26 protein-coding genes and 1 pseudogene are annotated in these 19,953 nt (G+C 69.4%); 5 read left to right on the forward strand and 22 right to left on the reverse strand.

Annotated elements, in window-relative coordinates; translation table 11 throughout:
- Window positions 1-2 precede the first annotated feature (2 nt).
- The 16 genes and pseudogenes from L8K25_RS15555 to L8K25_RS15630 all read right to left on the reverse strand — a co-directional run bounded on the left by L8K25_RS15555 (window position 3) and on the right by L8K25_RS15630 (window position 10,855).
- The gene (locus L8K25_RS15555) at window positions 3-416 is read right to left on the reverse strand and encodes a peptidoglycan endopeptidase (protein ID WP_242139887.1); all 414 of its coding nucleotides are present in this window, start codon (window positions 414-416) and stop codon (window positions 3-5) included.
- Window positions 413-1,225 (reverse strand): DUF2163 domain-containing protein, encoded by an 813-nt coding sequence (locus L8K25_RS15560; protein WP_242139888.1) that lies wholly within the window; start codon window positions 1,223-1,225, stop codon window positions 413-415. The genes L8K25_RS15555 and L8K25_RS15560 overlap by 4 nt, the downstream gene beginning before the upstream one ends.
- Window positions 1,222-3,537, reverse strand: a complete 2,316-nt coding sequence (locus L8K25_RS15565) for a DUF2460 domain-containing protein (protein WP_242139889.1) — start codon at window positions 3,535-3,537, stop codon at window positions 1,222-1,224. The genes L8K25_RS15560 and L8K25_RS15565 overlap by 4 nt, the downstream gene beginning before the upstream one ends.
- 59 nt (window positions 3,538-3,596) lie before the next feature.
- Window positions 3,597-4,169, reverse strand: coding sequence for a tail tape measure protein (locus tag L8K25_RS15570; RefSeq protein ID WP_242139890.1), 573 nt, complete (start codon window positions 4,167-4,169; stop codon window positions 3,597-3,599).
- Window positions 4,159-4,362 carry a phage tail assembly chaperone gene (locus tag L8K25_RS15575; RefSeq protein WP_242139891.1) on the reverse strand — a complete coding sequence of 68 codons (204 nt, stop codon included), beginning with the start codon at window positions 4,360-4,362 and terminating at the stop codon, window positions 4,159-4,161. The genes L8K25_RS15570 and L8K25_RS15575 overlap by 11 nt, the downstream gene beginning before the upstream one ends.
- On the reverse strand, window positions 4,362-4,670 hold the full coding sequence (locus L8K25_RS15580; RefSeq protein ID WP_242139892.1) for a gene transfer agent family protein: 309 nt from the start codon (window positions 4,668-4,670) through the stop codon (window positions 4,362-4,364). Before L8K25_RS15580 ends, L8K25_RS15575 begins: the two co-directional genes overlap by 1 nt.
- Window positions 4,667-5,074, reverse strand: coding sequence for a phage tail protein (locus tag L8K25_RS15585; protein ID WP_242139893.1), 408 nt, complete (start codon window positions 5,072-5,074; stop codon window positions 4,667-4,669). The genes L8K25_RS15580 and L8K25_RS15585 overlap by 4 nt, the downstream gene beginning before the upstream one ends.
- Window positions 5,071-5,457, reverse strand: coding sequence for a DUF3168 domain-containing protein (locus tag L8K25_RS15590; protein ID WP_242139894.1), 387 nt, complete (start codon window positions 5,455-5,457; stop codon window positions 5,071-5,073). Before L8K25_RS15590 ends, L8K25_RS15585 begins: the two co-directional genes overlap by 4 nt.
- Window positions 5,454-5,651, reverse strand: a complete 198-nt coding sequence (locus L8K25_RS15595) for a hypothetical protein (protein ID WP_242139895.1) — start codon at window positions 5,649-5,651, stop codon at window positions 5,454-5,456. The genes L8K25_RS15590 and L8K25_RS15595 overlap by 4 nt, the downstream gene beginning before the upstream one ends.
- Entirely contained in the window at window positions 5,645-6,202 is a 558-nt protein-coding gene (locus L8K25_RS15600) for a hypothetical protein (RefSeq protein WP_242139896.1), read from the reverse strand. The genes L8K25_RS15595 and L8K25_RS15600 overlap by 7 nt, the downstream gene beginning before the upstream one ends.
- 93 nt (window positions 6,203-6,295) lie before the next feature.
- A pseudogene (locus tag L8K25_RS15605) lies at window positions 6,296-7,348 on the reverse strand (phage major capsid protein).
- A gap of 71 nt (window positions 7,349-7,419) precedes the next feature.
- Window positions 7,420-7,800 carry an HK97 family phage prohead protease gene (locus tag L8K25_RS15610; protein ID WP_242139897.1) on the reverse strand — a complete coding sequence of 127 codons (381 nt, stop codon included), beginning with the start codon at window positions 7,798-7,800 and terminating at the stop codon, window positions 7,420-7,422.
- A complete protein-coding gene (locus L8K25_RS15615) occupies window positions 7,797-8,102 on the reverse strand; it encodes a DUF6127 family protein (protein ID WP_242139898.1) in 306 nt (101 codons plus the stop codon). Before L8K25_RS15615 ends, L8K25_RS15610 begins: the two co-directional genes overlap by 4 nt.
- The gene (locus L8K25_RS15620; protein ID WP_242139899.1) at window positions 8,102-9,238 is read right to left on the reverse strand and encodes a phage portal protein; all 1,137 of its coding nucleotides are present in this window, start codon (window positions 9,236-9,238) and stop codon (window positions 8,102-8,104) included. The genes L8K25_RS15615 and L8K25_RS15620 overlap by 1 nt, the downstream gene beginning before the upstream one ends.
- A 480-nt stretch (window positions 9,239-9,718) precedes the next feature.
- Window positions 9,719-10,390 (reverse strand): spermidine synthase, encoded by a 672-nt coding sequence (locus L8K25_RS15625; RefSeq protein ID WP_242139900.1) that lies wholly within the window; start codon window positions 10,388-10,390, stop codon window positions 9,719-9,721.
- Between the two features lie 147 nt (window positions 10,391-10,537).
- Entirely contained in the window at window positions 10,538-10,855 is a 318-nt protein-coding gene (locus tag L8K25_RS15630; RefSeq protein ID WP_242139901.1) for a tetratricopeptide repeat protein, read from the reverse strand.
- A gap of 230 nt (window positions 10,856-11,085) precedes the next feature.
- Here L8K25_RS15630 and L8K25_RS15635 point away from each other — a divergent pair, with 230 nt between their 5' ends.
- Complete coding sequence (locus L8K25_RS15635) at window positions 11,086-11,589, forward strand: hypothetical protein (protein ID WP_242139902.1); 504 nt, start codon at window positions 11,086-11,088, stop codon at window positions 11,587-11,589.
- A gap of 22 nt (window positions 11,590-11,611) precedes the next feature.
- On the opposite strand, the gene L8K25_RS15640 is transcribed toward L8K25_RS15635, so the two are convergent.
- A complete protein-coding gene (locus L8K25_RS15640; protein ID WP_242139903.1) occupies window positions 11,612-13,000 on the reverse strand; it encodes a terminase family protein in 1,389 nt (462 codons plus the stop codon).
- Window positions 12,997-13,500: a hypothetical protein gene (locus tag L8K25_RS15645; RefSeq protein ID WP_242139904.1), complete on the reverse strand. Its 504-nt coding sequence runs from the start codon at window positions 13,498-13,500 to the stop codon at window positions 12,997-12,999. Before L8K25_RS15645 ends, L8K25_RS15640 begins: the two co-directional genes overlap by 4 nt.
- Before the next feature lie 243 nt (window positions 13,501-13,743).
- Here L8K25_RS15645 and L8K25_RS15650 point away from each other — a divergent pair, with 243 nt between their 5' ends.
- Window positions 13,744-13,947: a hypothetical protein gene (locus L8K25_RS15650; RefSeq protein WP_242139905.1), complete on the forward strand. Its 204-nt coding sequence runs from the start codon at window positions 13,744-13,746 to the stop codon at window positions 13,945-13,947.
- A 90-nt stretch (window positions 13,948-14,037) separates the two neighbouring features.
- On the opposite strand, the gene L8K25_RS15655 is transcribed toward L8K25_RS15650, so the two are convergent.
- The 4 genes from L8K25_RS15655 to L8K25_RS15670 all read right to left on the reverse strand — a co-directional run bounded on the left by L8K25_RS15655 (window position 14,038) and on the right by L8K25_RS15670 (window position 16,992).
- The gene (locus tag L8K25_RS15655) at window positions 14,038-14,550 is read right to left on the reverse strand and encodes a glycine zipper 2TM domain-containing protein (RefSeq protein WP_242139929.1); all 513 of its coding nucleotides are present in this window, start codon (window positions 14,548-14,550) and stop codon (window positions 14,038-14,040) included.
- A 107-nt stretch (window positions 14,551-14,657) separates the two neighbouring features.
- Window positions 14,658-15,602, reverse strand: coding sequence for a diaminopimelate epimerase (gene dapF, locus L8K25_RS15660; protein WP_242139930.1), 945 nt, complete (start codon window positions 15,600-15,602; stop codon window positions 14,658-14,660).
- A gap of 94 nt (window positions 15,603-15,696) precedes the next feature.
- Complete coding sequence (locus L8K25_RS15665) at window positions 15,697-16,080, reverse strand: hypothetical protein (protein WP_242139906.1); 384 nt, start codon at window positions 16,078-16,080, stop codon at window positions 15,697-15,699.
- Between the two features lie 33 nt (window positions 16,081-16,113).
- Window positions 16,114-16,992: an NmrA/HSCARG family protein gene (locus L8K25_RS15670; RefSeq protein WP_242139907.1), complete on the reverse strand. Its 879-nt coding sequence runs from the start codon at window positions 16,990-16,992 to the stop codon at window positions 16,114-16,116.
- 117 nt (window positions 16,993-17,109) lie between these two features.
- Between L8K25_RS15670 and L8K25_RS15675 the strand changes: the two genes are divergently transcribed.
- From L8K25_RS15675 to L8K25_RS15685, 3 genes are all read left to right on the forward strand, one after another.
- Window positions 17,110-17,979 carry a LysR family transcriptional regulator gene (locus tag L8K25_RS15675; RefSeq protein WP_242139908.1) on the forward strand — a complete coding sequence of 290 codons (870 nt, stop codon included), beginning with the start codon at window positions 17,110-17,112 and terminating at the stop codon, window positions 17,977-17,979.
- A 124-nt stretch (window positions 17,980-18,103) separates the two neighbouring features.
- On the forward strand, window positions 18,104-18,823 hold the full coding sequence (locus L8K25_RS15680; protein ID WP_242139909.1) for a sigma-70 family RNA polymerase sigma factor: 720 nt from the start codon (window positions 18,104-18,106) through the stop codon (window positions 18,821-18,823).
- A complete protein-coding gene (locus L8K25_RS15685) occupies window positions 18,820-19,866 on the forward strand; it encodes a FecR domain-containing protein (protein ID WP_242139910.1) in 1,047 nt (348 codons plus the stop codon). Before L8K25_RS15680 ends, L8K25_RS15685 begins: the two co-directional genes overlap by 4 nt.
- The last annotated feature ends 87 nt before the right edge of the window (window positions 19,867-19,953 follow it).

Here is a 19,953-nt window from a genome sequence, read left to right on the forward strand (position 1 = left end):
GATCAATCCTCCCGACTATCGCGCACGTGCCAGCACCCGAGCAGCGGCCATGGTGGCATGCCCGGCCGTTCAACCACGCGACGCAGCATGGCATCGGCATGGACGATCCCGCCAGGCACGATCACCGCCAGATGCAATTGCCCGAGACCACTGTCGAAAAGCGCAATCGCACCGGGTCGCACGGTCGCTGCGGGCACGAACCCGGCGGCATCGAACTGCGCACGCACCCGCGCGACGTCGCCCCCGTGCAGCGCGTACCCGGTGGGCACCGCGCCGTCATAGCCCGCTCCGCGGGCCGCCACCGCTACGACCCCGACACAATCGAGCCCAAGAGCGGGATCGCGCCCGTGCAGGCGGAACCGCGCGCTCAGCACGGCCCGGGCGGCGGCCACCACCGCGCCATCGACGCGTGTCATGCGCCCGGATAGCGCGTCAGCAGGTCGATCCCCGGCAGATACGGTTCCCCGCGAAAGTTTGCGGCATTGCCGAAGCGCGTGGCGCACGTCGCGAGGCTCTTGTCGCATCCCTCGATCAGCTCGACGCGGTCGCCGACGGCCACCGGCATGGCGGGCTCGCCGCGCAACGTCACGTCGGCCGCCGACGACGCCGCGATCGCCGCGCGCAGACCGCCGTTCGCGCCACCGATCCAGCGCAGCAGGCCACCGCCATAGGCGTTGGCGCTCGGCTCGAAAGCATCCAGCGTCAGCGTCTGCCCGCTGGCCGTCACCACGCGCTGCAGCCGCCGACGCGCGGCCAGCGCGACACGGCAGCGCTTGTCGCCGAGCTCGGCGCGGCATTCGGCGGAGGTCAGCTCGACCACCGGTCGATCCAGTCCGGCGCTGGCACCGCGCAATTCGGCGGTGAAGGCCCCGCGCCGGGTTTCGACCGCGCCGATCGTTCCCAGGCCAAGCGGGACGCGCGTCGCATCCGCCCCCGTCCAGTCCGCCGCGAACAGCACGACTCGCGCGCCGTCCCAGCGTCCGGCGAGCAGGTCCGCCTCGGTGATCGCCGCACTGGTCAGCGCGCCGGTAATGTCCATCGTATCGGCATCCAGCCCGTCGCCACGCCGGATCGCCGATGGCGTCATGCCGGGGGCGGCCCGGTGAACGAGGCCGTCGATCAGCAGATCGCGATCGTGATCGGTCAGCCCCAAGGCGATCCCGTCGCACCGCTCGATCCGCCAGCACAGCGCGATCGTCGTCAGCGGCCCGTCGAGAACGCTCACGCCCCCGCCTCGCGCACTTCGATCAGCGGGACCCGGGATGCCGTCCCGGCGAGGAACGTCGCGCGCGAGACGCTGAGCGTATCCTCGGCGAAGCGGACGGGAACATCGAACAGAAACCCCACGCACACCGCTGCGCCCGCCGCGGGTGGCGCGTCGAGGTCGACCCACCCGCCCGCGACCACCGAAAAGGCGGTCGTCTCGGTGGCCGCGACCGCCACGCGGACGCTGCCCGCGACGGGGCGCGTGATCCGCCGCGTGGTGTCGTCGTAGCGCTTGGTCAGCGCAAAGCGGGCAGTGATCCCGTCGCCAACGCCAATCTGCTGATCGAACGGAGTCGGGACGTCCCCGCCCGAACACGCGTCGAACGGATCGCGCAACCGAAAGCCCCGCGCCGGCCCCAGCCGCGCCCGAAAGAACGCCAGCAGGGTCGCGATATCCGCTTCCGAGCGCACGCCGGGGCCGACATCATACCGCGTCCGCGCTTCGCCCCAGCTTGCGTTGCGCGTCTCGAAACCGCCACCGCTCGTCACGATCGCGGTGGAAAATCCGGGGGTGACCTCGGCCTCCTGCCCGAGCGCGATCGGGAACAGCACGTCGTCGAACGCGTCCATGGCATCCTCCCCCTGATCGAAATGCACGTACCCGTCGCGCAGCACCTGCGGCAGCGCCCACACGAAGGTGCGCCCCGTTCCGCGCGCCTGCGCCGCCGCCACCGCGGCCTCGATCGCACGCCAGTCGGCCACCTGATCGGGCCGGAGCACGAAACCGGAAAAATAATGCGTATCTGCGGCCGCGTAGCCAAGCCGTGCCTGCATCGCCGCAACCCCGCGCGCGGTGGCCGCGACATTGCCCGCGACGACGAAATCATAATCCTCGAGTTGCAGCACGTCGAACGCAGGCCTGGCCCAGCCGAGCGGGACGTTGGCGCGCCGTGCGTCGGGCATTGCGGTTGCCAGCACGGTCGGTAGATACACCAGCAAATGGGTCTGTACGGCCGGGGCAACGCTGCGCACCGCCGCGACCAGCTTTGCGGTCGAGGCGGCGAGCACCACGCCCGCGGCGTCCAGCAGCGCCTGTTCGCCGGCAGTGGTCATGGTCGCGAGCGTCGCGATCGGCACCGGATCGCCACCGAACGCTGCCCTGGCCGCCGCATCGTACAGGCAGGGGCGGCCATCGGGCATGACCCACCACCAGGGTTCGCCGACCTGGAATTTCGGCGCGAGGCCGGCCGCCAGCGCAAGCCCGAGGAACGCGGCCGCGACCGTCCGCAGATACGCCATCGCGCCGGCGTGCGCGGGGGACAACAGGGTGGAGGGTGGCGACCATCCGGTCAACGCGGGCGCGCCGTCCCAGGCGCGCTGCTTCCAGTCGCCCCAGCAATAGGCGTCGAACAGTTCGTAGCTGAGCGACCAGATCACGTCGAAGCCCAGCGCCTGGGCGGTCCGCGCGAAATCGGCATGCCAGGCCGCCGCCGCGACGTTCAGGACCCCGCCCGCCAGGCTGGCGTAATAGCCGCCCCCATTCGCCTCGAGCCGCATATAGTGGCTCATGCCGACATAATGCGTGATGCTGCCACGATAGCCGAGCAGCAGCACGTTGCGCAGCAACCGCGCGGGCGTGAGGGTGTAGCTGTCGTCATACCCGCTCGCCATCGCGAGGCCATGCTCGGGCACGATGCCATCACCGATCGCAAGCACCGCGCCCGATCCGTCGCACGTCATCCCGCGCAGCTCGACCCATGCCTCGACCGGGAGCGGAAGCGCGGGCGCGGGCGTGCTCGCCCCGGCGACATAGCCCGGCGGGACCAGCGATACGAACATCCGGTCGATGTCGCCCGCCCACACCGGGTCTGCCTCGCCCGGCAGGTCGAACCCGCCATCGAGCGCGGCGAAGTCGAGCGCGACCTGCGCGTACGTTGGCGTCCCTTCCGCATAATTCCACAGCCGTACATACCAGGCGCGCGCCGCCCCGCCGGCGTCGCGTCCCTCGATCGTCAGGACCGGCCCGTTGACCGCGTCCAGTGCCACCACCCCCGCCGATCGCCACTGGAAGCTGAGCCGGCACCCGCGATAATCGCGCGCGGTTTCGTAGCGCAGCAGCGGATGATCGTGCGTGTCCTCGGATTCCCAGATCAGCCCGGCGAGATCGCCTGCCGTATGGAACACCGCATCGACGCGCAGCGCATCCGGCGCGATCGTCGTTACCGCCGCCATCATCGGACGCGGGAAATTGACCGTCCAGAAGCGCGGATCGAACCGCGAGAGCACGCCCTCGCTCTGCACCGTCCGCTCGGTCGCAAGCCAGAATGCCATGACGCTTCCCCTTTCCGCCGCACCAAACCGCCCGCAGCCGGCAGCGCGGAACCGTTGCCTTATGGTCCGCTCAGCGCCGCCTTGACCGCGCGCGCCACCTGACGGCTCGACGCCGCGAGCGCCTGGGGGCCATCGGTCCCGCCCTGGACGGTGATCGACACGCGGACATCCCGCGCTCTCTGCCCCCCGCCGGCGGCAACGATGCTGCCGCTCGCGGTCGGCACGAACAGTTCGGGCCCGCGCTCCCCGACCCAATACGGCCGCGCAGGCGATACCGGGCCGCCGGTCGCCCGCCCGGGCGCCCCCCCGACCAGGCCGGACAAGGCGCCGAGCAGACCGGTCGCGCCACCCCCGCCGGCATCGCCCCCGCCGAACAGCGCGTTCAGGCCATTGCGCAGCGCCGCCCCGGCGATATCGTCGAGCACCGACAGGGCGACCTTGCGCAAGTCCTCGAACCCCACCGATCCGGTCTGCAGCGCCTTGCCCAGCGCGGTTTCGATCGCGCGGCCGGCCCGATCCACGCCGCCCGTAAAAGGACCATCGAGCGACGCACGCATCGTATCGACGTCCCGCGCAAATCCCGCCGTATCAGCGCGCACGCCGACCACCAGGCGCTCGATCTCATCCTCCATCGGGAAAGGCCTCCTGCATGCGTGCGATCGTCGCGGCATCGGGCGGCGCGATGCCGCTCGCCCCGCCCGTCAGCACCGTCACCACCGTCGCCAGTTCCGCAGGGGTCGCGCGCCAGAACGTATCCGGGCTCCACCCCAGCACGGCCCCGGCCAGTCCCGCGAGCCGCGCGCTGACATCGGCAAACCGCTCCATCACCGCCCCGCCAGGATCTGGCCGAGCAGGACGCGCAGCACCGGCGTGGCTGCGGCGAGCCCAGCGCGTACGACGCTGTCCCCCAGCGCCTCGCGCGTCATCGCCTCCGGCGCATCCTGGCGGCAGTGCCAGAACAGCGCGACCATCTCGCCGAGCGCAAGCGACCCCGCCGCCGCGCGCTCGACGAGCGCGAACAACGGCCCGAGTTCTCGCTCGGCCGCGACCAGCGCGGCAAAGCTCGGCCGCAGCACGATGCGTTCGCCGGCAACGCGCAACTCGGCCTCGCCGCGCACGGGATTGGCGCTCATGCCGCCACCACCGGTCCGGAACTCTCCAGACTGATCGTATAGCTGCGCTCGCCATTATAATCCCCGGCGTAGTCGAGCCGCGTCACGAGGAACCGGCCGCTCAGCAGTTCGCCGCTCTCGAAGCTCAGCCGATAATCGTCGAGCACGCCCGACAGAGCGCTCGCCTTGATCCGCGTTTCCGCGCTCGACCCGGTAAAGACCCCGGCCGCCGACACCGTGACGCTGCGCACCCCCGCGCCCGACAGCAGCTCGCGCCAGCCGCCGGAATCCTTCGACGTCACGGCGACCAGCGCGCCATTGATGCTCAACTGCGTCGTGCGCAGCCCCGCAACGGTCTGATAAACGACCGGTGTCGCGCCGTTCCCCACCTTCAACAAGAAGGCGCTGCCTCGTTCCACGCTCATAAAGCCTCCATCATCCGGATCCGATAGTCCACGCTCGCGCTCCACTGGCCGGGGCTGCCGCCCGTGATCCGCAGACGCGCCAGCACCACGCTCGCGAGTCTCCAGCCGGGCAGGTCGCGCGGGATCGCCTCGATCGCGGCGCCGACTCCGGCCGCGAGGGTCTCGATCCGCTCCGGCCCCTCGGCGGCATCGCGGAGCGTCACCAGCAGGCGGATCTCGCGCCCGGCCAGGTCCTTCGTGCCCCAGTCGATCGCGATCAGGTCGCCGAGTTCGGCAAACGGCGCGGTCGCGCGGACCGGCGGCCCGAGGAAGACGCCGTTGAGCCCGGCGACCGCGCGCAACGCGGCAAGCGCCGCGGCCTGCAGCGTGCGTTCGGCGCTCATCGCACGAGGCTCCCGATCCAGCGCAAGCGCGGATCGTCGGGCGCGATCCGCCCGACCAGCACGATCTCCGCCCCGCTGATCTCCACGAGAATGCCGGGCAACGCCGCGCGCAAGGCGGCGGCAACGCGGCGCCGCGCGCGATCCGCGGCCGCGGCCGCGATCGCATCGCCGCGCTGTTCGACCATCGTCAGCATGGATGGTCTCCCGCGATCACGGCGATCCGCCGGAACGGTCGCCACAGCGCGGTCACCGCGAGCGGCGGCGGCGTACTGCCTTCGCGCGCAACGAACAGGTGCGCGGCGAGCAGGACGACGCCTTGCCGGATCGGGCCGGGCAAGCCGGGCCAGTCGGCCGCCAGCCCGCAATCGAACCCCAGCACGACCTCGTCCGCCGCAGGATCGATCACGCGGACCCAACCGTCCCCCCGCGGATCGATGTCGATCGCATAACCGGCCGGGTCGAGCGGCGTCCCGGCGCGCGTCTCCACCACCGATATCGCCCGTACCGGTGCCGCGCTGATCCGTTGCCAGCCGCGGGCCGGCGCGAAACACGCGCGCATCGTCCGTGCGATCGTCACTTGCCCGAGGAACCGCTCGGCCAGCCCCAGCGCCGTTTCGACGAACGCGACGAGCAGGTCGTCCTCCGTATCGCTCGCCACGCGCAGCACCGCCTTGACCGCCACCAGCGCAAGCGCACGATCCCCCGCCCCGAGCGTCACCACGCCCGGCCCATTCCCGTCGATCATCTTGATTCCTTCGCAAAACGATCGCGGCGGCCGGCACGCGATCCCCTCCTCCGAGCCCCGCCCCGGGGGCCGCTCCCCGGCCGCCAGCGCCTGTCAGGAAACGGCGAACTTCATCAGCTTGATCGCCTCGCTGTTCGACACGCAGCCGCCGATCCGCTTGGTCGCGTAGAAATTGACGAACGGCTTGTTGGTATAGGGATCGCGCAGGATCACGGTCTCGCGTCGTTCCGCGATCAGATAGCCGGCCTTGAAGTTGCCGAACGCGATCGAGAGGCTGTTCGCGCCGATGTCGGGCATGTCCTCGCTCTCGATCACCGGATAGCCAAGCAACGTTCCCGGCGTTGCGCCGCTCAGGCTGGGGCTCCACAGGAATTGTCCGTCCGTCGTCTTGACCTTGCGGATCCGCGCGAGCGTCGTCGCATTCATCAGGAAGACCGCGCCCTGGCGATAGGGCGCGCGCAAGGCCTAGACGAGATCGATCAGCCGATCCTGCGGGGTCGTCGGAAAATCGCCCGCAACGCCGCTGGCCAGATATTGCAGCGTGCCGAAGGCGCGGGCCGCGTCGGCGGTCGCGGCGATCGGGGCCTGCAGGAAGCCCTTGGGCCGGCTGACGCCGGATCCGTTGATGAACGCGCTCCCCTCGGCCCGCGCGAATTCAAGCGCGATCTCCTGTGCAAGCCACGCCTCGACATCGAACGCCGCGTCGTCGAGCATGGCCTGGCTCGCGCTGGGATTGGCGTAGAGTTCCCCCATCGGCGGGGCGATTTCGGTAAACACGGGCGTCGCCGTACCCGGCCGCTGGTCGGTTTCGGCGGCCCATCCGGATGGCGTTCCGCCCGTCGTCACCAGCTTGCGATACCCGGCGGAACCGACCTTGACGACGTTCGCGATTGCCCGGATCGGCGAGATCGCGGTCAGCGTCGCGTCGATCACCCCGTCGATTTCGGCCGGGATCGCATAGCCGCCGGCATCACCGGTCAGCCCGGTAAAGGCCTTCAACTCGACCGCCGCGCCGCTGCGCAGAAACGCCGAGAAGCCGGGACCGGCCGTCGCGGCACCACCGGCCAGAACCGGCCGGGTCACGACTCCCCCCATCTCGCGGGTATCGAAACTGGCTTCGAGGGCATCCATCGTTTGATCGGTCATGTCATTCTCCCACGCCAAGACACCCGGACGACACCGCCGCCGGGCAAGAAAACTGCGGACATAGAAAGGCGTCAGCCGGCGATCGCGTGCACCCGTGCGAGCGGCTGCATCGGCTGCGCGACCAGGCTCACCTCGATCAGGTCCAGCGCGGTCAGCTCGCGCACCGTCCGCGTCGCTGCGCCGGCCCGGACGCGGTAGCCGATCGACAGACCCGACACGGCCCCGGCGCGAACCATCCCGGCCAGCGCGGCGTCGTCGATCCGCCCGATCACGCGCAACCCGCGCGTATCGGGAACGACCCGCTCGACCACGCCGACCGGATCGCCGCGGTGGTGCCACAGCAAGGGCACCGACGCGGCGGCCAGATCCGCGAACGCACGCGCGCGGATCACGTCCCCGCCGCGATCGACCCGGTCGAACACCGCGGCATAGCCCGCGAACCGCAGGCTCACTTCACCCAGTCCCAGAAACCCACCTTCGCCGCGATCCCGGTCAGCAGCAGCGCTCCCGCGATCCGCACGATCCAGCCGAGCACCGCCTTCCAGACGCGCTTCTTGGCGTCGCGCCACGCGCCCAGCAGCTCGCGCAGCTCCGCCATGTCCTTGGGCGCCGCGCCATCGTCCAGCCCGAGCCGCGCGAGCGCGCGCGTGGCGGACACTTCGCCCGCCTCCTCCGCGATCGCCCGCAGCGTCGTCAGGTCGGCACCCTCGCTCGACCCTTGCGCGATCAACTGCGCCAGCAATGCACCACTCATTACGCATCTCCCACACCAACCGGCGCGATGCCGAGCATCGCGCGTTTCTCCTCGGGACTGAGGAAGTCCGCTGCCCCGACCTGCGTCCACAACCGCTCGCGGTCTTCCGCCAGCGCGGTGATGCGATCGAGATCGACTGAAAGCGCCGGCGCCTCGAACCACCCGCCCAGCGCCTGCGACAAGGCGGCGAGGATCGCGCCCGCCAGCGGCAGGATCGCCAGCCGCCACAAGGCGCGGTTCGCCTCCTTGTAGTTCGCGTAGGTAGCGTCTCCGGGCAGCCCCAGCAGCATCGGTGGCACGCCGAAGGCCGTCGCGATCTCGCGCGCCGCGGTGGCCTTCATGCTTGTGAAATCCATGTCGGCGGGGGTCAGGCTGAGCGGTTGCCACTTCAGCCCCCCCTCCAGCAGCATCGGCCGTCCGGCGTTGCCCACGCCGGCAAAACCCGCCTCCATTTCGGCGCGCAGCCGGTCGAACTGTTCGCGCGACAGGGTCGATCCGTCCGCCGGATCATACAGCAGGGCACCCGACGGCCGCGCGGCATTGGCGAGCAGCGCGGTGTTCCACGCCGCCGCCGCATTGTGCAACGCGATCGCCCCCGCCGCCCCCGCCAGGCATCCGAGCCCATAATGATCGTCGAGCGGATGGAACCCCTTGATGTGGACGATCTGCGGCCGCCCGGCGGGATCGTCCGCGATCAGCCGGACGATCCGGTCCCCGACGGCGTAGCGATAGGCCACCGGCCATCCCGCCGCATCGGGCTCGACCGTCACGCGCTCCGGCGGCAATGCGAACAGCTCGACCACGTCGCCGCGCGCATCGGTCAGCAATTGCACATAGGCGTTGCCGTGCAGCAGCAGTTGCGCCGCGACCGTCCCGCCCAGCGCCTGCCCGCCCGAGCGCGCCCGGACCAGCGCGACGATCTCGGGCGCGCCCAGCAGCGGCGCATCCCCGATCCCCTCCGCGATCAGCCGCACCGCCCGCTGCGCGATCGCATTGCCCAGATACAGCGACCGCACCTGTGCGGCATAGGAGCGCGGAACCTCGCCCCCCATAGCGCTGGCAAACCGCGAGCGCGCACGATCGAGCGCCGGCCGCGATTCCTCGCGACCGGCCGCTTTCCAGCCGAACCATTTCATGATGTTCTCCTGCGAGCTCGCGGGCGTCCGTGCCCTGTCTGTGCTTCCCGCGTGGCCGGGACGGGCCACACCCCCACGCGTCACTGCCGCAAAGGCGGGATCTCTGCGAACGTCGCGCTACCCCCCCTCGTCACCCCGGCGCAGGCCGGGGCCGCCATGTTGACCAGACGCAACCGGCGATCCGGCACTCGGTCGCACCGGCACGCCCGGGTAACCACCCGGCCCCGGCCTGCGCCGGGGTGACGGTCTGGCGCCGAGCGATGGTCACAGCGGGCTCGCCAAGGCGGGAATGCATCAGTCCAGCGCCAGGGGATCGAGCGTCCCGCCTTATGGATCCCCACCCTCGCGGGAATACCATGCGTTGGGTCGAAAGGAGTTGGTGTCCTCGGGTTGACCGACGCGCCTTGCGGGAACGGGACCGGACACCGCGGGGCGCGGCGCAGCGCCTGCCCGTCCCGCCGCGCCCCTACCCGCGCCCCGCTACCCGCGTGTCGCGAACCAGATCACGTGGCGCGGTCCCTTACCGTTCTGCCGCGCCTTGACCGCGACCTCGTCGACCAGGAACCCGGCCGCCTTCAGCCGCGTGACGAAGCGTGCATCGGGGGCCGCCGACCAGATCGCGAGCACGCCCCCGGGCCGCAACGCCATCCGCGCCGCCGACAGCCCGCGCGGTGCGTACAGCCGGTTGTTCTCCGCCCGGACCAGTCCGTCCGGGCCATTGTCGACATCGAGCAGGATCGCATCATAGCCGCCGCCGGGCGCAAGGATCGCCTCGGCGGCATCGCCCACGAACACGCTGACCCGCGGATCGTCGAGGCATCCGTCCGCCACCGCCGCCATCGGCCCGCGCGCCCAGTCGAGGATCTGCGGCACGAGTTCGGCCACCACCACGTCCGCCCGCGCGCCGACGACACCAAGGACCGCGCGGAGCGTAAACCCCATGCCGTACCCGCCGATCAGCACGCGGGGCGCGGCAACCTGCGCGACTCGTGCGCACGCCAGCGTGCCCAGCGCCTCTTCGGAGCCGTTCATCCGCGTGCTCATCAATTCGTTGCGATCGACCACGATCATGAAGTCGGCACCGCGCCGATACAGCGTCATCGTGTCCCCGCCGGGGATCTGCGCGCTGTCGATCAATTCCCGCGGTACCATCGTCTCATCCCTGCTGCGGCCGTCCCGCCGACGGCCGGGCTTCGTGACGGAAGCCGGCCATCGTACGCGAAGCCATCAGGCAAGGCGCGCCGCGGTCCTAGCCACCGGCGGGCCGGAATGCCACGCCGGAAGCAGGGGGGAGGGGTATTACCGTGCCGCCAGTTGCGGAGCGTTGCCCAGCATGTGCGTCGCCACCTGGTGTGACCAGATCGCATCGCCGCCGCGGGTTTCGAGCATCACATTGTCGAGCGCCATCGCGCGACGGTAATATTTCACCGCCTCGTCCGCACGCCCGGCGCGGACCAGCGCGTTCGCCAGCTCGATCTGCGCGCCGCCGTCGCGCGGGCTCAGCTGGGCCACCGCTTGCGTCGCGCGCACCGGATCCTCGGTGGCCGGATGGGCGATCGCCGCACCCGAAAGAGTCGACAGGGCAACCAAGCCCATGGTCACGATCTTGATCATCATCCATCTCCCAATCTTACTGTTACAGAATGATGACACATTTGCTTCGGTTTTGTGAAATGGTTTTTTGCACGCAATTGGGATGGCGCCGTTCGGTCGCGGGACGGGGGTTGCGCCGGTGGAACGCCGGACGATCGGCGATAGGTTCGCCACCCCACGGCACGGCGCAGAAAGTCGTGCGTCGGGCGCGGCCGCATGATAGTCCCGGGGCAACGGTGGTGGAGATGCGGACGGTGCTGACCCTGACAGTCCTGGCGATACTGGCGATGATGACATTCGCCGCCGAAACCCCGACCGGCCGGTTCCTGCACAGGACGACCGTCGAAATCCCGGCGCGCATGCTCGACCGGATCGGTCGCGGGCATGTCATCGCGGCGGTTTTGATCGTCCTGTTCTGTGGCCTTCTCGCCTGGGCCGGCGGCGCGGACGGCGTTCGCATGATCGCTTTCGGGCTTCCCGATGCCGCCGCCTGGCTCACCACGTTCGAAGTCAGCGCCTATGTCGACATGATCGCCGCCGTGCTCGCCACGGCCGCCACGCTGCGGCTGAAGGGATTCGGCGCACGGATCGGCACGACCCTGACCGGGATCGTGCGGCGCCGCCGCGGGACGGCGCGCCCGCGAGCCTGCCGAAGCCGTACGCACGCGGCGCCCGCCAATGACGATGACAGTATGGCGCCGGACGACATCCGGCCAGACCTCCGCTTTCGCCCGGAAGCGCTCGCGCTGACGGCCTGAGCACGCGGGCGAACCGCGCGCTTCACGGATCCCCCGCGAGGCCGCGGACCCGTGGCCTTGGAGTCGCCGTGATCAGCAGGTCACCCAACGCCCAGACCAGCGCATCCGCCCGGTCCGGCGAGGGCGTCGGCCCCTGATACCCGCCGCCGACGACCAGCCCGCACAATTCGGTCTCGAGCGCGGGGAACACCCCGACGTGCGACACCTTCCCGCGTTCGTACAGGATCGACACCGGTTCCGCCCGCGCGACCTTGCCCTTCGCGGCATGGACGAGCCGCAGCGGGAGCCCGGCATCCGCCGCGAGCAGCACGCTTTCCACCATCTTGCCCCCCTGGTTCCTTTCCGCGATCACCCGGTCCGCCCGGTGCCGCGCCGCGCACGCCGCGACCGCATGCGCCCAGCCTTCCGGCATCAGGCCGGAAACGCTCGCATCTTCCAGCACATAGCCGCGACCATCGCGCCCCAGCCCGACCGCGACGATCCCGCACGCGTCGCCCCGCCCCGACTCAGTCCCGGCCGGCGGATCGACCGCGACGATCGTCCGCACCAGCGCCGGGGCCGCCGCGACCCGGCAGGCATCGAACTGCGCGCGCGTCCACAAGGCCCCCTCGGCTTCCTCGATCAGTTCGCCCGCGAGCTCCTGCCGGGCCAGCCGGGTCCCCCCGTAAGCATCCTCCAGCGCCGCCAGGAACGCGGCCGGAAGATGCGGATTGTCCTGGGTCCGCCCGACCGTCTCGACCAGTCCCTTGAGCGCCATCACGCGCCGCAGCAGCGGGATCGGCCTGGGCGTCGTCGTCACCAGCACGCGCGGACGGTCGCCGATCCGCATCCCGAGCATCAGATTGTCCCACGCGACGTCGCCGTACCGCCACTTGGCAAGCTCGTCGCACCAGGCGGCGTGGTGTTCGGGGCCCCGCAACGCTTCCGGGCTGGCCGCCGAAAAGATCGCCGCGCGCGCGCCGGACGCAAACACGATTTCCCCGGCCCCGCGCCGGTAATCGACCGGTTCGTCGATTCGCGCAACTGAAACCAGCCCGCTTTCCCCTTCGATCATCACGCGCCGCACATCGTCGATCGTCGCGCCGACCAGCGCGATTCGCGCGTGCGGCGTCGATCGTGCGATCTCGCTCACCCATTCGGCACCGGCCCGCGTCTTGCCGAACCCGCGCCCCGCCCGGATCAGCCATATCTGCCAATCCCCGGGCGGCGCCACCTGGCCCGGATGCGCCCACAGCACCCACGCGTCGTTGAGCGTCCGCCGCTGCGGTGCGCTCAGCCCGCGCAGCAGTTCCGCGCGCTCGTCGTCCGACAGCGCCAGAACCCGCTCGACCCATGCGGCGGCGCTCGGACCGGCCAGGCCAGCGATTGCGCCCGACGTCCCCCTGCGCGGGGGTCGCACGCCGCCGCTCATGCCGTTGCCCGCCGTTTCTCGATCGCCTTCAGCTTCTTGAGGATCGCCGCGTCGGTATCCGCCATATCGGCGCGACGGCGCGGCGCCCCGCCTTCGGCCGAAGGCTTCCCCGATGCGTTGCGATGCGCGGTGAGCAGGCGCAGCGCCGTATCCATGTCGAGACGCGCGGAATCGTGCGGCGTCGCGATCCCGTCCTCGCGCGCCGCGCCGGACAGGACGTGCCCGAGCACCAGCGTTTCCAGCAGCTGGTACCCGCTTTCCAGGGCGATCTGCCATTCACGCGCGAACTCGGCATCGCGACGGCGCAGCGCATAGACCGAAATCACGCCCACCCCGATCGCCTCGGCCGACGCCTTGACGTTGCACGTCGCCGCCAGGTGATCGAGAAACTCCGCCTTCATCCGCTGTGTCCACCGGACCCATTTGCGCCCGGTAAAGGCGGTCGGGCGCGTTGCCGTCAGCGACGCAGCCGCCGCTGCGTTCCGTGTTCGATAGGCCATGTCCCGCTCCTCGCCCGGACGCGCACGAAGACGGCCGGTCGGCGTGTCAGCCCCGGCCCGTCAGCACCAGATCGGCGGTGCGCAATTCTGCATCGTTCCTGATATGTACCGGAACAGCGTGACGATGTCAAGTGTTTTGTACCAGATCGGTTCCTCGTCCGATACGGCCGGTAAACTCTTGCGGGGAAGCGGAGCGTTCTCCGGCACCGGGCGTTTGGCTGGCGTCGTTCAAGGAGAGCAGTCATGGCGAAGACATTGGCAGGGTTCACGGTAAGCCGTTCGGGCGAGGATTACGTCATCACGATCGAGGACGAAGGCGGCGCGACCGAGGAATATACCGCGACGTACGATCAGCTCGACCTGATCGCGGATACGGTTGGCGAGACGCTCGATTCGGATGAGGAAGATGCACTCGCGGTCGATGGCGAGACGCACGACAAGGACTGACCGGCGGCCCCGCCGCCCGCGGCGATCCGCCGAAAAAAAGGCCGCGCGGTTCTGCCGCGCGGCCTTTGTCTTAGGACTTGGTGACCGCGGTCAGCGGCACCGGACCTGCGCATTGTTCTGGTCGACCGACTTGCCGACCACGCCACCGGCGATCGCGCCAAGGATCGTCCCGACACCGCGCGAATGGCCGCCGTCGATCAGGTTGCCGAGCACCCCGCCGCCGACCGCGCCGGCGATCAGGCCGGTCGTGCCGTCGTTGCGCTTGCAATAATATTGCCCGTCGGTCCCGCGATAGACCCGATCGTCCGGCCCGAGGACACGCTCCTGATAACGCGAGTCGTTGCGGTAATAGCGCGCCGGATCGTACCCCGCCTCGTCGCGATTGTCGTACGCCGGGTCGGCATAGCGCGGATCGCCATAGCCGGCGTCACGCGGATCGCGGTACGGCCGTGCACGCGCCTGCTGGTACCGGTCATATTCCGCCCGGAAATTGCGCCATTCGTTGTCGAACCGCTGCTGCGCCTGCTGGAAGCGCGCCTCGTCGGCACGCGTCTGGGCGATCACGGGGGTAGCGACCGCAAGGCACGACCCGGCGGCCAGCATGACGATACGAGACAAGGGATTCATCGATTTTCTCTCCAGATCACTAACGGAACACCCATTACGCACCCACGACCATGAACAAGAGATTTCGTGATCCCGATCCGGGGTTATCGCAAGCCGTTTCGCAGCGCGTCCCAGGCCGCGACTTCCGCGTCGAACCGGCGCGTGATGGTGACCGGTCCCGCCCGTGCCGCGGCAAGATCGACTTCGACGGTCCCCGCCCATTCGAACGTGGCGTTGCCCGAAAGCCGGACCATCCCCGCGGCGCTGGCCTCGGCGCGCACCATTCCACCACGGTTCAGCACGGTGATCTCGGTGTCGTAGCGGCACCGCTCGGTCAGGCAGGCGGCATAGGTCGACGCGGCCATCGCGCTGCCGCAACTGTCGGTCAGTCCCACGCCGCGCTCGAACGTGCGGACGAACAGCGTCGCGGGACCGCGCGCCTCGACGAACGAGACATTCGCGCGGTTCGGCAGCCACGCCGGCGCTGCCTCGCACGCCCGACCGAGCGCGACGAGCTCGGCCTCGTCGATCTGCTCGACGAACGCGATCAGATGCGGGTTGGGGATTGCCACCGCGCTGAACCGGCGGGTGCTGCGGAGTTGCGGCACCGGCGCATCGACGATGCGCGGCGATCCGGCCTCGAGCGGCCAGTGCGCGACCTCGAGATCGACCGGCCCCGCCACCTCGCGCACGGTATAGACCCCGGGCGCCAGGTCCGGATCCCGCGCGACGTCCGCCGCCGATTGCTTGAGCCCGACGCGTGCGGTGTCGACCCCGAACGCCTCGAACCCCGCCCGGGCGACGCAGCGCAACCCGTTGAGGCACGTCTCGGCCTCGCTACCATCCGAATTAAACATACGCATTTCAAATAGATAGCCATCCTGACGATTCGTCAGCAGCAGCATTCCATCCCCGCCGACCGACCCGGCCCGGTCCGCCAGCGCGATCGCGACCCGCGCCCAGTCCGGTTCGCTCAATAGAACGTTACGGGCGTCGATCAGCGGGAAATCATTTCCCGAACCATGGCATTTGAGCAGGGTGAACAGCATGGTCATGGCCATAGCCGCTTGCTCCCCGTCAAGCGAGCCACGACGATCGCCGCAGCATCGCCTTTTCGGGATCATCGGCGGCGCTGCCCCCTCTTCATGCCTCGCCGAGCTGGCGGGCAGCGGCTTCGGCGGTATCCTCGGGTCGCGTATTGAAGGCGATCGCGGCATCGGGCGCGGTCTTGTGGACGAGGTTCACGACCATTTCGAACAGCGCGAGGCTCTTGGGCGGGAGCCGCAGGCCACCCCCGATCACCACACAGTCATAGGCGGCATCGCGCAGCGCCTTCGCGAGCATGGCGCCGCCGGACGCATCGGGCGTGATCATGCAGGTGTCGCCATGCCAACCACGCTCCCGGATCTTTTCGAGCCCGATCACGATCCCGGCATTGATCTTGTCGGCGTCGAAGCCGGGCGGCAGCGCTGGATCCGAGAAATCCACGGTTTCGGGCTTTTGCCCGACGAACAGGACGCGTGTCATGAAAGGTCTCCTTGGGAACGGGGCGTTGCGGGGTCAGGCTGCCGCCCAGGCCGCGGCGGCATCCTCGGCGAAGTCGCGGTAGGACCGCGGGGCATGACCGAGCAGCGTGGTGAAGCGGCCGATCTCGGCGTCGGTGGCGACCGCGCCGTCTTGTTGATAGCGCCGCATCATCAGCCGCATGTCATAGGCTAGCCAGGCCGGTCCGAACGCCTTCAGTCGCTGTTCCAGGCCATCCAGATCACTCCCCGCATAGCCGATCGGCCGACCGAGAACGTCGCTCCACAGGGCGGAGATCGTCGCGGCGGTAAGCGCGTCGGGCCCGACCAGCTCAAAGGTCGCGTGCGGCAACGGTGCTTCCGCCCGCTCGCGCCGCAGGATCTCGTTGGCGGCGGCTTCGCCGATGTCGCGGATGTCGACCATTGAGATGCCCTTGTCGCCGATCGGCATGGCGTACACGCTTGCGCCCAGCAGCGCATCCTTCTGTCGCAGGTCGTTCTGGATGAAATAGGCCGGACGCAGGATGGTGACGGGCAGCCCCGCGGCGTGGATCATGCGCTCGACCGTGACCTTGCTCGCGAAGTGCGGCACGTCGGTATAGGCTTCGCCCTTGAACACCGAGAGATAGACGATGCCCTTCACGCCGGCGGCGCGGGCGGCGTCGAGCGTCAGCATGGCCTGCGTCAGTTCATCGGGGGCGTTCGGGGCGAGCAGGAACAGCGTGGTCACGCCGTCCAGCGCGGCGCGGACGCTGTCGATGTCGGAAAGGTCGCCCTTCACGGCGTCCACCCCGGCTGGAAACTGCGCGGTTTCGGGCGATCGCGTCAGCGCACGCACCGCGACACCGCGCCCGTCGAGAAAAGCGAGAACCTGTGTACCGATCGTGCCGGTGCTGCCTGTTACCAAGATCGTCATGTCGTCTCTCCGGGATCGGCGAGCCAAGCGCGTCGTCGATGTAGACAAGATAGATGTTCCGGATATTTGCATAAGCTGGCAAGATCAGGACACGTCGTCTCGCTAGTGGAACAGCACATGGATCTTGCTGCCCTTGCCGATTTCAATCTCGTCGCCGCGCACGGCGGCTTCGGCCGCGCCAGTCGCGCGGCGCAGCGGCCCAAGGCGACGCTGTCGCGCAAGGTGACCGAATTGGAGGCGCAGCTCGGCGTTCGGCTGATCGACCGGGGATCGCGGACCTTGCGGCTCACGCCGGAGGGCCGCGCGCTGCACGAGCGCACCCAGGGTCCGCTGCTGGAGCTCGGGGAGGCCGGACGCGCCGTCACCGCCGGCGCGTCGGTGCCGAGCGGCACGCTGCGGATCAGTGCACCGATCGTGCTCGCGCATGTCCTGCTCCCGCGCGTCGCGGCGGATTTCGTCCGGACTTACCCGCAGGTCACGCTCGAGATCGTCGCCGAGGATCGCAAGGTCGACCCGGTCGAGGACAATTACGATCTGGTCATCCGCATCAACCCCGATCCGGACGAGCGCCTGGTCGGACGGCGCATTTTGGAGGACGAACGCCTTCTGGTGGCGTCGCCCGACCTGCCCGACTCGCTCCGCGCGAGCGAGGAAGGGGCCATCACCGCTGCACCCGCCGTGGCGCATATCGGCACCTCGACGGGAGCGCTGTGGTCGGTCCGGACCGGTGCGGGCATGCGGGTGGTGAGCCCGCAGATCCGGCTGCGCTTTTCCTCTTTCCTGATGGTCCAGGACGCGGTGCTTGCGGGCGCGGGCGTTGCGCTCATGCCGAAATTGCTCGCGGCGCCGGCCATCGCCGCGGGTCGGCTCGTCGTGTGGGGAGACGATGACGGGCCGAAGGTCGAGATCTGGGCGCTCCAGAATTCGCGCCGCCTGTCGAGTTCCAAGATCCGCGCGTTCCTCGAAGTGCTGACGTCGATCGCTTAACGCGTTGGCCCGCGGGTCGCAGCACGCTTCCCACGGCGCTGCTCGACGACACCGAGCGCCATCCGTCGCCGGGTCAGACGCGTCATCGACTTTTCTCCTGCCTCGTCGGCAGGATGTGCGCGGGATGGCGGCCGGGCACCGCAGCCTGATGTCCTTGCACCATGTCCGGAAAATCAGACGGGCGGCAAATCGCGGCTATGCCCGCCTTGGCGCCCGGACTATCGCACATACCGGCGTTGCAGCGGTGCCCGCTCGAAGGACCGCGCTTTCCCGCAGCTGTGCATCCGGATCGATGGGACGTCTTACGGACATGAGCAACGACATGCCCGATCCCGTACCGGCCTCCGAGCCGGTCGATTTGCTGGCACGCCTGCGGGACATGCGCCCGGCGGTCCTGTCGTTCTTCGTTCGCCGGCTGCACGACCAGGCGCAGGCCGAAGACCTTATTCAGGACCTGTTCGTTCGCATCGCCAGCATGACCAGCCACCCCACCGGAAACCCCGAGGGGTACATCTTCCAGACCGCGGCCAATCTTCTGCGCGATCATTATCGGCGGGAGGCGACCCGTTCGCGCTACGTCCAGGCGCGCACGCACGACCGGGATCGCGACGTCGACCCGATCGACGCGGAACGGCTTCTGCTTGCACGCCAAAGCGTCGGCTGTGTCGCGAAGACGCTGGAAGCCCTCCCCGACCGAACCCGCCAGATCTTCATCCTGTACCGGCTGGAGGGCATGCAACGAAAGGCGATCGCCGATGCGTTCGGCGTTTCCGTCAGCGCGGTCGAAAAACACATTTCCAATGCGATGCGCGCGCTGCTGGCCGACCTGGAGAAGGCACGATGACCGGCATTCCGCCAACGAGCGACCGGGATGCGGCGATCGCCTGGTGCCTCCGCCTGCGCGAGGGGGACATGCCCCCCCACGCGGCCGAGGCGCTGGAGCTATGGCTCGCGGGCAATGAAGAGCGCCGGGATCATCTGGATGCCGCGCTTGCGGTGTGGGACGCGGTCGAGCAGGAGGCGGATGCGCCCGAGTTGCTCGCCCTGCGGCGCGAGGCGCTTGGCGCGATCCATCGGGCCGGGAAGCGGCGCTGGGTCCACGCCGGATGGGGCAGGCGTCCCCTGCAGGCGGCGGTGGCGGCGGTGGCGCTCCTGTCGGTATCCCTCGGAACCGTGCTGTGGCGCGGCCAGGACGGCGAACAGTATCGCACCGGGATCGGCGAGCGCCGGGTGATCGTGCTCGCGGACGGATCGCGCCTGTCGCTCGATGCCGACAGCCAGGCTTCGGTCGCGTTCACCAGCCAGCGTCGCACGATCGTCCTCGACCGCGGCCGTGCACGCTTCAAGGTCGCCAAGGATCCGTTGCGTCCGTTCGCGGTGCATAGCGGTGGCAGCGTGGTGGTGGCGACGGGGACAGAATTTTCGGTCGAACGCCTCGCCAGGGAAGTCCGCGTCGCGCTGTTCGAGGGCCGCATCGCGGTCTTGCGCGATACCGATCACGGCCGCAGCAGCGAAATGGTTCGCCGCGACGGTCATATCGTGACCGCCGAACGAGTCCTGACGCCCGGTCTGGAATTGCGGATGCCGACCGTCGGCAACGTCGGCAACGTCGGTGCCGTTCGCCCGGCGGCGGCCAGTGAAGGGATGGAGGACGGGCAAATCAGTTTCGAGCGCGAAACCCTGGCGGTCGCGGCCGAGCGGATGAATCGCTATGCTGCCGGACGACGGCTCGACATTGCGCCGTCGGCCGTCAACATCCGAGTCAGCGGCATTTTCAACGTGGGCGACAATGAAGCGTTCGCGCAAGCCGTCGCCGCGACCTTCCCGGTGCGGGTCGCGTCGGACCGGGACACCATCACGATTACCGGCGTCCATAGCCCAATCTAGTGCCATCTTGCGCCAAAGGTCATAAAAAAGTTCGAACCTTGCTGTGTGTCTGCCCTCCTCGAACGTCATAAAAGCATAACAGTAAAA

The sequence above is a fragment of the Sphingomonas sp. TREG-RG-20F-R18-01 genome (assembly GCF_022662475.1).
Classification (GTDB): domain Bacteria; phylum Pseudomonadota; class Alphaproteobacteria; order Sphingomonadales; family Sphingomonadaceae; genus Sphingomonas.